The sequence below is a fragment of the Pseudomonas sp. NBRC 111138 genome, assembly GCF_001320835.1.
GTDB classification, from domain to species: Bacteria; Pseudomonadota; Gammaproteobacteria; order Pseudomonadales; family Pseudomonadaceae; genus Aquipseudomonas; species Aquipseudomonas paracarnis.
Genome location: NZ_BCBO01000058.1, coordinates 1 through 11971, shown reverse-complemented (window position 1 = coordinate 11971; position 11971 = coordinate 1). Strand labels below are relative to the sequence as shown.

Here is an 11971-nt window from a genome sequence, read left to right as displayed (position 1 = left end):
GCGCCTCAGGCAATGGGCTGGTGGACGGTGACCAGCTTGGTGCCGTCGGGGAACGTGGCTTCCACCTGGATATCCGGGATCATTTCCGGGATACCTTCCATAACCTGTTCGCGGCTGAGCAGGGTGGTGCCGTAGTGCATCAGGTCGGCCACCGTGCGGCCATCGCGGGCGCCTTCCATCAGGGCGGCGGAGATATAGGCGATGGTCTCCGGGTAGTTGAGCTTCACTCCGCGTGCCAGGCGCCGTTCGGCGACCAGGCCTGCGGTGAAGATCAGCAGTTTGTCTTTTTCCCGTGGGGTCAGGTCCATGGTTCAGTCCGTAGTAAGGCAGTTAAAAAGACGAGCGCTTACCCCTGTAGGAGCGAGCTTGCTCGCGAAAAACCCGAGGGCGCCGCGTGCATTCAGGATGCCCGCGTTATCGTTAACGATTTTCGCGAGCAAGCTCGCTCCTACAATAGGGCGCATCTTCATGTGCTCCAGATTCTTGGTGCGACTGCTTCACGCCCAAACAGCGCCGGGCGTAAAAGCCGCCATAAATCAATCAACCACCCCCGCGCCAGCAGCGCTTCACTGGCCAAACAACGCGCCACCAGTAAGCCAGGCAATTGGGTCAAATCCCCGCGCACCGCATGGGGCAGTGAGCGGCATTGCTCAAGCAGTTCAGGGTCGAGCTCACCGGTCACCAGCAACGTGGCAAACACCGGTTGCCCATCCAGCCCGATAGGCGAATCCAGCAATCCATCGGCGCCCACAATGCGCTGGCGCTCATGCCAGAGCAACTGGCCGTCGCGGCGAATGTCCAGGTGCGATTGAAAGTGGCCAAGGTCGAACCGTTCGCCACTGGCCGGGCGGCCCAGAGCGACCACATCCCAGTAGAACAACCGCGCATCGCCCGACAGCTCCACTCGCGTGGTCAGTTCGGCCTGGGCGGCGCTGAATACGATGGTTTCCTGAGGCAGCCATTCCAGCGTCGCGCCGGCCTCGACGGTCAACTTGACGTGTTGAAACGCCGGGCCGCTGGCGCGGTACCACTTGGCGGCGCCGGGGCTGGTCAGTTGTGCCCAGGCACCCGTGCCCACATGGGCGCTGATGTCCAGGCGATCGCCACCGGCAATCCCGCCGGGCGGATGCACGATGATGTGCTGGCATACCTCGGGGCCTTCGGCGTACAGGTGTTTTTGCACCCGCAGCGGGCCAAGGTGGCGGCGCAGCACCGGGCGCGTGGTGTCATTGACACGCGCGTAGCCGAGTTCCAGCTCGGCGTGCCAGCTGGGCGTGAACAGGGCAGGGGTAACGGGCAGGTTCATGGCGTGTGCTTATCGTTAGGAGGCTACAGATTAGATGGTTACCAGCCCGCGCACACCTTCGCGTTCCATATTTTCACCACGGCCCTGCTGCATGATTTCGCCACGGGACATCACCAGGTACTGGTCAGCCAGTTCAGCGGCAAAGTCATAGAACTGCTCCACCAACAGGATCGCCATATCGCCGCGCTCCGCGAGCTTCTTGATCACCGCGCCGATTTCCTTGATCACCGACGGCTGGATGCCTTCGGTGGGCTCATCGAGAATCAACAGGCGCGGGCGGCTCGCCAGGGCACGGCCAATCGCCAACTGTTGCTGCTGCCCGCCGGACAAGTCACCGCCACGTCGATGCTTCATTTGCAGCAACACCGGGAAAAGCTCGTAGATGAAGGCCGGCACCTCTTTGGCTTCGGAGCCGGGAAAACGTGACAGTCCCATCAGCAGGTTTTCTTCTACGGTCAGCCGCCCGAATATCTCCCGGCCCTGGGGCACGTAGGCGATGCCGGCATGTACGCGCTGGTGCGGCTTGAAGCCGGTGATGGCCTTGCCTTCCCAGTTCACTGCGCCCTCCTTGGCCGGCAGCAGGCCCATCAGGCACTTGAGCAGGGTGGTCTTGCCCACGCCGTTGCGGCCCAGCAGGCAGGTGACTTCACCGATCTTCACGTCAAAAGACAGCCCACGCAGGATGTGGCTACCGCCGTAGTACTGGTGCAGCTTGTCGACTTGCAGCATGTTCGATTCTCCTCAATGATCGTTCCCACGCTCTGCGTGGGAATGCTTCCCGTGACGCTCTGCGTCACCGTTGCTCAGCGGGACGCGGAGCGTCCAACTTGGCATTCCCACGCGGAGCGTGGGAACGATCAGCCGTTCGTGTCAGCGTTAGCGGCCGAGGTAAACCTCGATCACCCGCTCGTTTTCCTGCACCTGTTCCAGCGACCCTTCGGCCAGTACGCTGCCCTGATGCAACACCGTCACGTGGTCGGCAATCGAGCCGACAAACCCCATGTCATGTTCCACCACCATCAACGAGTGCTTGCCGGCCAGGCGCTTGAACAGCTCGGCGGTGAATTCGGTTTCGGCATCGGTCATGCCTGCTACCGGTTCATCCAGCAGCAACAGTTGCGGGTCTTGCATCAGCAACATGCCGATTTCCAGAAACTGCTTCTGGCCGTGGGACAGCAAACCGGCGGGGCGATGCACGGAGGCGGTGAGGCGGATGGTGTCGAGCACTTCCTCGATGCGGTGCTTCTGTTCCCCGTTCAGGCGCGCACGCAGGCTGGCCCACACCGACTTGTCGGTCTTCTGCGCCAGCTCGAGGTTTTCGAACACGCTCAAGGCTTCGAACACCGTGGGCTTCTGGAACTTGCGCCCGATGCCGGCCTGGGCGATCTGCACTTCGCTCATGCGGGTCAGGTCCAGGGTCTCGCCAAACCAGGCCTTGCCGTGGCTGGGCCGGGTCTTGCCGGTGATCACGTCCATCAGCGTGGTCTTGCCCGCGCCGTTGGGGCCGATGATGCAGCGCAATTCGCCAACACCGATGTACAGGTTCAGGTCGTTGAGGGCCTTGAAACCGTCGAAGCTGACGCTGATATCTTCCAGGGTCAGAATGGTGCCGTGCCGGGTGTTGAGCCCTTTGCCCGCGACCTGGCCGATGCCAATCGCATCGCGGCCGCTGCCTGCGTCGAAAATAGGTTCAAGCATGACGTTCCTCATTTCTTCAGCAGGCCGATAACGCCCTTGGGCAGGTACAGGGTGACGATGATGAACAGCGCGCCTAGGAAGAACAGCCAGTACTCGGGGAAGGCCACGGTGAACCAGCTCTTCATGCCATTGACCACACCAGCGCCGAGCAACGGCCCGATCAACGTGCCACGCCCGCCCAGCGCTACCCACACGGCGGCTTCGATGGAGTTGGTCGGTGACATTTCGCTGGGGTTGATGATGCCCACCTGCGGCACATACAGCGCACCGGCAAGCCCGCACAACACTGCGCTCAACACCCACACGAACAGCTTGAAACCGCGTGGGTCGTAGCCGCAGAACATCAGGCGGTTCTCGGCATCGCGCAGGGCGGTGAGCACGCGGCCGAACTTGCTTTTCGCCAGGCGCCAGCCGATGTAGAGGCTGGCCACCAGCAACAGCACCGTGGCGAAAAACAACACCGCCCGGGTGCCAGGTTCAGTGATGCCAAAACCTAAGATGCTGCGGAAGTTGGTAAAGCCGTTGTTGCCGCCGAACCCGGTCTCGTTGCGAAAGAACAACAGCATCCCCGCGAACGTCAGGGCCTGGGTCATGATCGAGAAATACACGCCCTTGATCCGCGAGCGGAAGGCGAAGAAACCGAACACCAAGGCCAGCACACCGGGGGCCAGTACCACCAGGCACAACGCCCACAGGAAGTGGTCGGTGCCGGCCCAGTACCAGGGCAATTCGGTCCAGGACAAAAAGGTCATGAACGCCGGCAACTCGCTGCCTGCCGCCTGGCGCATCAAGTACATGCCCATGGCGTAGCCGCCCAGGGCGAAGAACAAACCGTGGCCCAGGGACAACATCCCCGCGTAACCCCACACCAGGTCCAGCGCCAGGGCGACGATGGCGTAACAGAGAATCTTGCCCACCAGGGTCAAGGTGTAGGCCGACACATGCAGCGGGTTGTCCGCAGACAATAACGAACACAGGGGCAACGCCAGCAGCAGGAGCAGGATGACTGCACCGACTGCAATCGTGACTTTGGGGCCGGCCTTTTGCGTGGCCGTAAGCATCAATGGCTGGTTCATCAGTCGATCACCCGTCCTTTCAGTGCGAAGAGTCCTTGCGGGCGTTTCTGGATAAACAGAATGATCAGCGCGAGGATCAGGATCTTGCCGAGCACGGCGCCGATCTGGGGTTCGAGGATTTTGTTGGCTATTCCTAAGCCAAAGGCGGCCATGACACTGCCGGCCAACTGGCCGACGCCGCCGAGCACCACCACCAGGAACGAGTCGATGATGTAGCTCTGGCCCAGGTCCGGGCCGACGTTGCCGATCTGGCTCAGCGCCACGCCGCCCAAACCTGCGATACCGGAGCCGAGGCCAAAGGCGAGCATGTCCACGCGCCCGGTGGGCACGCCGCAGCAGGCGGCCATGTTGCGGTTCTGGGTGACGGCGCGCACGTTCAGACCCAGGCGCGTCTTGTTCAGCAGCAGCCAGGTGAGCACCACCACGAACAGCGCGAAGGCAATGATCACGATGCGGTTGTACGGCAGCACCAGGTTGGGCAGTACCTGGATGCCGCCAGACAGCCAGGCCGGGTTCGACACTTCGACGTTCTGCGCGCCGAATACCAGACGCACCAGCTGGATCAGCATCAGGCTGATGCCCCAGGTGGCGAGCAGAGTTTCCAGGGGGCGGCCATACAGGTGGCGAATCACCGTACGTTCCAGCGCCATGCCGATGGCCGCAGTGACAAAAAACGCCACCGGCAACGCGATCAACGGGTAGAACTCGATGGCCTGGGGCACATAGCGCTGCATCATCAATTGCACCACATAGGTGGAGTAGGCGCCGAGCATCAGCATCTCGCCGTGGGCCATGTTGATCACGCCGAGCAGGCCGAAGGTGATCGCCAGGCCCAGGGCCGCCAGCAGCAGGATCGAGCCCAGGGACATGCCGCTGAACGCCTGGCCGAGGATCTCACCCATCATCAGTTTGCGTTTGACCTGGGCCAGGCTGGTCTCAGCGGCAGTGTGTACGGCGGCGTCGGCTTCCACGCCTGGCGCCAGCAGCGCCTCTAGGCGCGTGCGGGCCAGCGGGTCGCCGGTGCTGCCGAGCAAGCGCACGGCCGCCAGGCGCACCACCGGGTCGGGGTCGACCAGTTGCAGGTTGGCCAGGGCCAGGCTGAGGGCGCTGTGCACCTGCTCATCCGTCTCGGCGGCGACCTGCTGGTCGAGGAATTTAAGTTGTGCAGGCACCGCGCTTTTTTGCAGGGTGCGCGCTGCGTCCAGGCGCACCTTGGGGTCGGCGGCGAGCAGTTGCTGGCTGGCTTGCACGTTATTGATCAAACCGCGCAGGCGGTTGTTCAGGCGCACGGTCTTGGTTTCACCGTTGAGCGTGAGTTGGCCTTGCTCAAGGGCATCCACCAACTCGATACGCGTTGGGTCGGGTTGGGCGGCCCAGTCCTGCAGGAGTTTGGCTTGCTGCACCGGGTTGGCGGCAAGGAAGTCTTCGGCGTCGCTGGCGTGTGCGCCAAAGGGCAGCAACAACAGCAGGGCGAGGATGAGGCGGTGGAGGGCAGTGGGCATATAAAAATGTCCTGGTCATGCGGGGACAGTGTGGGAGCAGGCTGTGTGTAAGAGCTGGCTTGCCTGCGATGGCATCGCTGCGGTGTGTCAGGCACACCGAGTTGTTTGCATCGCAGGCAAGCCAGCTCCCACAGTGACCATGTCCCACATTCGAGCCGTGGGGGCGTTAGTTGCTCTTCACGGCATAGTCCGGTTTTTTGTCATTGCCCGGAATGTAAGGGCTCCACGGCTGTGCACGAATCGGCGCTTCGGTCTGCCACACCACCGAGAACTGCCCGTCGGCCTGGATCTCACCGATCATCACCGGCTTGTGCAGGTGGTGGTTGGTCTTGTCCATGGTCAGGGTGAAGCCCGACGGCGCAGCGAAGGTCTGGCCGCCCAGGGCTTCACGCACCTTGTCGACGTCGGTGGACTTGGCTTTTTCCGCCGCCTGCGCCCACATATGGATGCCCACATAGGTGGCTTCCATCGGGTCGTTGGTCACGGCTTTGTCGGCGCCCGGCAGGTTGTGTTTCTTGGCGTAGGCTTTCCAGTCGGCCACGAACTTCTGGTTCACCGGGTTTTCCACCGACTGGAAGTAGTTCCAGGCCGCGAGGTTGCCCACCAGCGGCTTGGTGTCGATGCCGCGCAGTTCTTCTTCACCCACCGAGAACGCCACCACCGGTACCTCGGTGGCTTTCAAGCCCTGGTTGGCCAGTTCTTTGTAGAAGGGCACGTTGGAGTCGCCGTTCACGGTGGAGACCACCGCGGTCTTGCCACCGGCGGAGAACTTCTTGATGTTGGCGACGATGGTCTGGTAATCGGCGTGGCCGAACGGGGTGTAGACCTCCTCGATGTCTTTATCCGCCACGCCTTTGGAATGCAGGAACGAGCGCAGGATCTTGTTGGTGGTGCGCGGGTACACGTAGTCGGTGCCGAGCAGGAAGAAACGCTTGGCGCTGCCGCCTTCTTCGCTCATCAGGTATTCCACCGCCGGGATCGCCTGCTGGTTCGGGGCCGCACCGGTATAGAACACGTTGGGCGACATCTCTTCGCCTTCGTACTGCACCGGGTAGAACAGCAAGCCGTTGAGTTCTTCGAACACCGGCAGTACGGATTTACGCGACACCGAGGTCCAGCAGCCGAACACCACGGCCACCTTGTCCTGGGTCAACAGTTGCCGACCTTTCTCGGCGAACAGCGGCCAGTTGGACGCCGGGTCCATCACCACCGGTTCGAGCATCTTGCCGTTCACCCCGCCCTTGGCGTTGATCTCGTCGATGGTCATCAGCGCCATGTCTTTGAGCGAGGTTTCGGAGATCGCCATGGTCCCGGACAGCGAGTGCAGGATGCCGACCTTGATGGTCTCGGCGGCCTGGACGGTCCAGGTCAAACCCATGGCGGCAATGGATGCCGACAAAGTGAAAGCCTTGATCAAGCTGCGACGCTTCATGGTGCGATCTCCGTGTACCGATAATTGTTGTGGGGCAGATACACAGGGCTTTGCAAAGGCTGTGCCTGCTACGCCAGACACGGGTTACCGGCGGGTTCGGGAGGTAAAGCCGCTCCGTGGCGCACCAGGTTGGCGCCACGGAGGCCGTTGAGTGCACGGCAGGCTTCAAAAGAGGGCGTTGCGCGACAATGCTTCAGGCGGTTGCGCTGATGCGTGACAGCAACAAGCGATCCAGCGCCCACACCAGGACCAACGAAGCCCCTACCAACGGAAAAATGATCGCCAGCCCGAGCATGATCGCCATCGCGGTTTTCCACTTGGGCAGGTCATGGCGCAGCGGCGGTACACCTAGCCCGCCTTGTGGCCGGCGCTTCCACCAGATCACCACGCCGCTGACCGCGCTGAGCAGAATCATCAGGCAGATCAACAGCACGATCAGTTGGTTGACCCAGCCGAACATCTTGCCTTCGTGCAGCATCACGCCGGTTTCGGTGGCGCGTGCGACCAGGTTGTAATGATCCCAACGTACATCGGCCAGGACCTTGCCGGTGTACTGGTCCACGTGCAGGGTGGCGTCGTTGCGCGGGTCGTCGGCGAACACCGCGACGGTGAATACACCAGTGGCGGTGGTGGGGAAGGTAATGCTGTAGCCGGGCTCGACCTTGCGTGCGTTGGCCAGGTCGACCACCTGTTGCAGACGCACCGTGGGTGCGGCCGGGCCTGCGTGCATTGCGCCGTGATTCATATGCTCGGCGTGGTCGCCGGACATTGGCATCGGCGTGTTTTCCAGGGCCCAGGGCACGGTCTGCTGGGTGGCGGTGTTGAGCACACGGGCCTGCTGGTCGGACTGCGGCACGCTGTTCCACATCGCGGCTGGGAAGGTGTTCCACAGGTCGGCGTATTGCTTGCCCCAGAACCCGGTCCAGGTCATGCCGCTGAGCAGCATCACCAGCAGGAACGCCGCGCCCCAGAAGCCGGCGACAGCGTGCAGGTCACGCCAGAACACCCGACCACGGGTATTGAAGCGAGGCCACAGAATGCCTGCAGATGACTTGCCCCGCGGCCACCACAGGTACAGGCCGGACACCACCAGCATCACGCCCCAGCCGGCGGCGAGTTCGATCAGGCGATCGCCGACGGTGCCGATCATCAGTTCGCCGTGCAGGGCGCGGACGATGGCTTGCAGGTTGTTGTTTGCGTCCTGCTCACCGAGGACGGTGCCGCGATAGGGGTCGATGAACACCGTCACCTCGTGGGCATCGTTGCGCATCACGAACTGCGCGCTGCGAGTGGCGTCGGCAGGGGGCAGGTATTTGCTGATCGCGGCGTGGGGGTAGGCGGCCTGGACGCGCTGCAGTTGCTCGTCGGCGCTCAGCGCGTGTTCGGCGGCGGGCACGGTGAGCAGGTGGCCGTACATCAGCGGGTCGAGCTGGGGTTTGAACAGGTAGATGATGCCGGTGAGGGCCAGCAGCACCATGAAGGGGGCGACGAAGAGGCCGGCGTAAAAGTGCCAGCGCCAGGCCAGGTTGTAGAAGGGAATTTTTTGTGTGGTCATCGGGTGCTCCGCATAAGGCTTTTGATTTTTCTTGGTCTGTTACACCGTCATCGCAGGCAAGCCAGCTCCCACATTGGAATGTATTCCACCTGTGGGCGCAGGCTTGCCTGCGATGCTTTTAGAAGCTCATGTCCACCTTGGTCCAGAGCGTACGGCCCGGCTCCTTGATGGCCTGCGGGTCGTTGGCTGGGTAACCGAAGCCTGCGTTACCGGCCAGATTCAGATGCTCGGCATAAGCCTTGCCGAACAGGTTGTCGACCCCGGTGCTGACCTTGAAGTGCTTGTTGACGCGGTATGCCGCGTTCAGCGAGAACACGCCGAAGCCGCCACTCTTGTCGTAGTCCTTGCCGACCACGTTGCCTTTGTTTGGATCGATACGGTGTTGCGCCGCGACCACCCTCCACAACGCACCAGCGCTCCAATCGTCTTCGCTGTAGGTCAGGCCCAGGCGCGTGTCCAGCGGTGGCATTTGCGGCAGCGCCTTGCCGTCGCTGCTGTTCTTGCCCCAGGCATAGGCGAGGCTGGCGTCGGCTTTCCAGTGTTGGCTCAGCTTGTACGCTGCGCCCACTTCGCCGCCCATGATACGTGCGTCCACATTGCGCGCCTGGGAGGTGGTGCCCATCATGCCGGGCCTGTAGTCGAACAGGATGAAGTCGCGCACCTGGCCGACATAGCCCGACACCCAGGCTTCCAGGTCGGCGCTCTTGTACTGGGCACCGAAGTCGAGCTGGGTGGTTTTCTCGGGCTTCACGCCGTCGAAGGCATTCACCGAACCGGCCGCGCCGGTGTTGGGGGAAAACAGCTCCCAGTAATCCGGGAAACGTTCCGCGTGGCCCAGGCCGGCATACAGCGTGGTGGGGCTGTCCGCTAGGTCGTGCTCATAACGCACAAAGCCCGAGGGCAATGTATCGGCGCGGGTGTCGCCGGCGGTCGGGTTCGGGCGCGACATCATTCCCGAGCCGGTGCGTTGACGGAAGTCCTTGGCCGAGGCGCGGTCCAGGCGTGCGCCGGTGATCAGGCGATCGTTGTCGGCGGCGTACCAGGTCAATTCACCGAACACACCATAGTTGTGGAAGTTGGCGTCCTTGTTGCGCGGCAAATCCTTATGCGTGTCGATGCCCATGCTGCTGCGCGCACGGTGTTCATTGGTCTGCGCATCCAGGCCGCTGATCAATTGCACATCCGCCCAGCGCCAGGTCGCCTTGATGCGTGCGCCAAGGGTGCGGCGGTCGACGTTGGACGCCATGGGGCCCGCCATCATGCCGGTGCCCGAAGGGACACGCAGGCTGTAGTTGTCCATCACATGGTCGGCGTAGTTGTAGTAGACCTGGGCCTCGACCTTATCCAGCACCTCGCCGATATTGGATTTCTCGAAACGCAGCCCCAGGCTTTCGCGCAGGAACTGCGAGCCGTCCATGCCGCGGCCGGCGTAGCGCGCTTCACCATCGCCACGCCCGGCGGTGAGTTCCAGCAGGGTGTCGGCGTCGGGCGTGAAGCCCACAGCCACGTCACCGTTCCACTTGTCATAACGCGAGGCGACGGTGTCGTTGTTGCCGTCCTTGTAATCGTCGGCGTGGGCCTGGTTGCCGATCACGCGCACATAGCCCAATGGGCCGCCTGCAGCGGCATCGATGACCTTGTCGAAACGCCCGTTGGAACCGGCCAATACGCTGGCGTTGACCCGCGTGCCCAGCTCGCCGAACTGCTCGGGTTCACGGTCGAACAGGATGGTGCCCGCTGATGCGCCCGGGCCCCAGAGCACGGTTTGCGGGCCTTTGATCACGGTGAGCTTGTCGTAGGTTTCCGGCGAAATATACGAAGTTGGCGCATCCATGCGGCCCGGGCAGGCGCCGAGCATCATGCCGCCGTTGGTGAGGATATTCAGACGCGAGCCGAACATGCCGCGCAGCACCGGGTCGCCATTGGTGCCGCCGTTGCGCACCAGGGCGAAGCCGGGGATGGTCTTGAGGTAGTCGCCACCATCGCTGGCGGGCACCGGTTGGCGAGGGTCTTTGGGGTTGGTGACCACGGTCAGCGGTGAGCTGGGGGCGATCGCGGTGATGACGGTAGGGCTCAGCTCATGCTCGTCGGCGTAAGCGTGGGCAGCCAATAGTGCGCCGCATAAGGCGGTGAGCAGGGCAGTACTTCCCAAACGGGTGTCAGCAGAAAACCTGGACATGACAAATTCCATCAATCAATCGTAAACAACACGGCCAGCAGCCTGCGGCTGTCTGTCTAAAGTCGGCCGGGGTGAAGTAACGCGGTGAAGGGCTTACGAAACGATGGGCGGCGCGCGGCTGCGGGCTCCGGGGAAGATGCTCTGCCGGGCATGGCCCAGGCGCGTGGCGGGGGTGAGGGCGTTGGCGGGCGGCGGGGTGCCGAGGGTTACGTAGGAGACGCTGCCGGGCAGGGCCGGGCAACTGAACAGCAAGCTGCAATAGCCGCATTTTTCCCAGAGAACATGATGCTCGTCCGGGGCTTTGCTGTGCTGCGCAGGTTCACCATGGCAGTTGGGCATGTCCATGGTCATGGACATGCTGGCGTGATGATCCATCGGCATCGCTTGGGAAATCAGCGGACCGATAAAAATCATCAGCATGGCGAACAGGCTGATCCAACTGCCGCGCATCAGGCGGCGGTGGGGAGACAACCTGGCGCGAGGGGCGCCCATCGAGGTTGGCTTACTGGGCGTGCATGTGCTCGTGGCCGGCCATTGGCGGCGCTTTGTGCACCGACACTTGCACCTCGACCTTGCCGGCTTTTTCGAAGGTCAGGGTCAGCGGGAATTGCTTGCCGTCGGCCAGCAGGCTGCGGTCTTTGAGGCCAAGCAGCATGACGTGATAGGCCATCGGCGCGAAGGTCAGTTCACCCTTGGCCGGTACGGCGACGCTGGGCACTTGTTGCATCTTCATCAAATCGCCTTGCATCACGTGCTCATGCAGCTCGGCTTTTTCGGCAACGCTGGTTTCAACGCTGAGCAGGCGATCCGGGGCCGCCCCGGTGTTATGAATTACAAAGTAGGCGGCGACGGTAGGCGCATTCGGTGGCAACTCCTGAGACCAGGGGTCGCTCACCAGCAAATCGCCGGCCTTGTAGTCTTCGGCATTGGCAGCACTGAACACCGGCAGCAGCAACGCAGCCAGAAGCAGGGAAGATTTAAGCATGGCAGTTCTCCAGAACGGTTCTAAACGCAGTTCACTTGCGAAGAAGATCAGACCGTTGGAGAAGCGCGGGGGTTAAGGCTCGGCCATTGCTGGCGCGGGGTTGGATTGCGCAATAAGCGCGGCGGCAAGTTCTGCACCGCCTCGAAGCGCGTCACATACAACTGCGGCACATGCCCCGGCAACGCCACCAACGGCGCAGAACCCGAGCAACACCAGCAATGCTGCATGGCGGAGTGAT

At 62.5% G+C, this 11971-nt stretch carries 11 protein-coding genes and 1 pseudogene; all 12 read right to left on the bottom strand.

What is annotated here, in order from left to right:
- Positions 1–5 precede the first annotated feature (5 nt).
- The gene (gene ureA / locus APH41_RS10320; RefSeq protein WP_003171437.1) at positions 6–308 is read right to left on the bottom strand and encodes an urease subunit gamma; all 303 of its coding nucleotides are present in this window, start codon (positions 306–308) and stop codon (positions 6–8) included.
- Between the two features lie 158 nt (positions 309–466).
- Positions 467–1306, bottom strand: coding sequence for an urease accessory protein UreD (locus APH41_RS10315; protein WP_034126398.1), 840 nt, complete (start codon positions 1304–1306; stop codon positions 467–469).
- 30 nt (positions 1307–1336) lie between these two features.
- Positions 1337–2035 carry an urea ABC transporter ATP-binding subunit UrtE gene (gene urtE, locus APH41_RS10310; RefSeq protein ID WP_034126399.1) on the bottom strand — a complete coding sequence of 233 codons (699 nt, stop codon included), beginning with the start codon at positions 2033–2035 and terminating at the stop codon, positions 1337–1339.
- Positions 2036–2182: 147 nt separating this feature from the next.
- A complete protein-coding gene (gene urtD, locus APH41_RS10305; RefSeq protein ID WP_161975077.1) occupies positions 2183–3016 on the bottom strand; it encodes an urea ABC transporter ATP-binding protein UrtD in 834 nt (277 codons plus the stop codon).
- Positions 3013–4080, bottom strand: coding sequence for an urea ABC transporter permease subunit UrtC (urtC, locus tag APH41_RS10300; RefSeq protein WP_034126400.1), 1068 nt, complete (start codon positions 4078–4080; stop codon positions 3013–3015). The genes urtD and urtC overlap by 4 nt, the downstream gene beginning before the upstream one ends.
- Complete coding sequence (gene urtB, locus APH41_RS10295; protein WP_054896384.1) at positions 4080–5582, bottom strand: urea ABC transporter permease subunit UrtB; 1503 nt, start codon at positions 5580–5582, stop codon at positions 4080–4082. The genes urtC and urtB overlap by 1 nt, the downstream gene beginning before the upstream one ends.
- A gap of 166 nt (positions 5583–5748) precedes the next feature.
- Positions 5749–7014: an urea ABC transporter substrate-binding protein gene (gene urtA, locus APH41_RS10290; RefSeq protein WP_054918818.1), complete on the bottom strand. Its 1266-nt coding sequence runs from the start codon at positions 7012–7014 to the stop codon at positions 5749–5751.
- Positions 7015–7207: 193 nt separating this feature from the next.
- Positions 7208–8569, bottom strand: a complete 1362-nt coding sequence (locus APH41_RS10285; RefSeq protein ID WP_054918816.1) for a PepSY domain-containing protein — start codon at positions 8567–8569, stop codon at positions 7208–7210.
- Between the two features lie 118 nt (positions 8570–8687).
- Entirely contained in the window at positions 8688–10748 is a 2061-nt protein-coding gene (locus APH41_RS10280; protein ID WP_054918814.1) for a TonB-dependent copper receptor, read from the bottom strand.
- A gap of 93 nt (positions 10749–10841) precedes the next feature.
- Positions 10842–11240: a DUF2946 domain-containing protein gene (locus APH41_RS10275; protein ID WP_072445925.1), complete on the bottom strand. Its 399-nt coding sequence runs from the start codon at positions 11238–11240 to the stop codon at positions 10842–10844.
- Positions 11241–11250: 10 nt separating this feature from the next.
- On the bottom strand, positions 11251–11733 hold the full coding sequence (locus APH41_RS10270) for a copper chaperone PCu(A)C (RefSeq protein ID WP_054918811.1): 483 nt from the start codon (positions 11731–11733) through the stop codon (positions 11251–11253).
- A gap of 47 nt (positions 11734–11780) precedes the next feature.
- Positions 11781–11971 (bottom strand): annotated as a pseudogene (locus tag APH41_RS28050) (DUF2946 domain-containing protein); the annotation flags it as partial.

Excerpts from the sequence above, each read along its gene's own strand:
- APH41_RS10315 (WP_034126398.1), bottom strand. The coding sequence starts at position 1,306 with ATGAACCTGCCCGTTACCCCTGCCCTGTTCACGCCCAGCTGGCACGCC.
- urtD (WP_161975077.1), bottom strand. The coding sequence starts at position 3,016 with ATGAGGAACGTCATGCTTGAACCTATTTTCGACGCAGGCAGCGGCCGC.
- APH41_RS10280 (WP_054918814.1), bottom strand. The coding sequence starts at position 10,748 with ATGTCCAGGTTTTCTGCTGACACCCGTTTGGGAAGTACTGCCCTGCTC.
- urtB (WP_054896384.1), bottom strand. The coding sequence starts at position 5,582 with ATGCCCACTGCCCTCCACCGCCTCATCCTCGCCCTGCTGTTGTTGCTG.
- APH41_RS10275 (WP_072445925.1), bottom strand. The coding sequence starts at position 11,240 with ATGGGCGCCCCTCGCGCCAGGTTGTCTCCCCACCGCCGCCTGATGCGC.
- APH41_RS10285 (WP_054918816.1), bottom strand. The coding sequence starts at position 8,569 with ATGACCACACAAAAAATTCCCTTCTACAACCTGGCCTGGCGCTGGCAC.
- ureA (WP_003171437.1), bottom strand. The coding sequence starts at position 308 with ATGGACCTGACCCCACGGGAAAAAGACAAACTGCTGATCTTCACCGCA.
- APH41_RS10270 (WP_054918811.1), bottom strand. The coding sequence starts at position 11,733 with ATGCTTAAATCTTCCCTGCTTCTGGCTGCGTTGCTGCTGCCGGTGTTC.
- urtA (WP_054918818.1), bottom strand. The coding sequence starts at position 7,014 with ATGAAGCGTCGCAGCTTGATCAAGGCTTTCACTTTGTCGGCATCCATT.
- urtC (WP_034126400.1), bottom strand. The coding sequence starts at position 4,080 with ATGAACCAGCCATTGATGCTTACGGCCACGCAAAAGGCCGGCCCCAAA.
- urtE (WP_034126399.1), bottom strand. The coding sequence starts at position 2,035 with ATGCTGCAAGTCGACAAGCTGCACCAGTACTACGGCGGTAGCCACATC.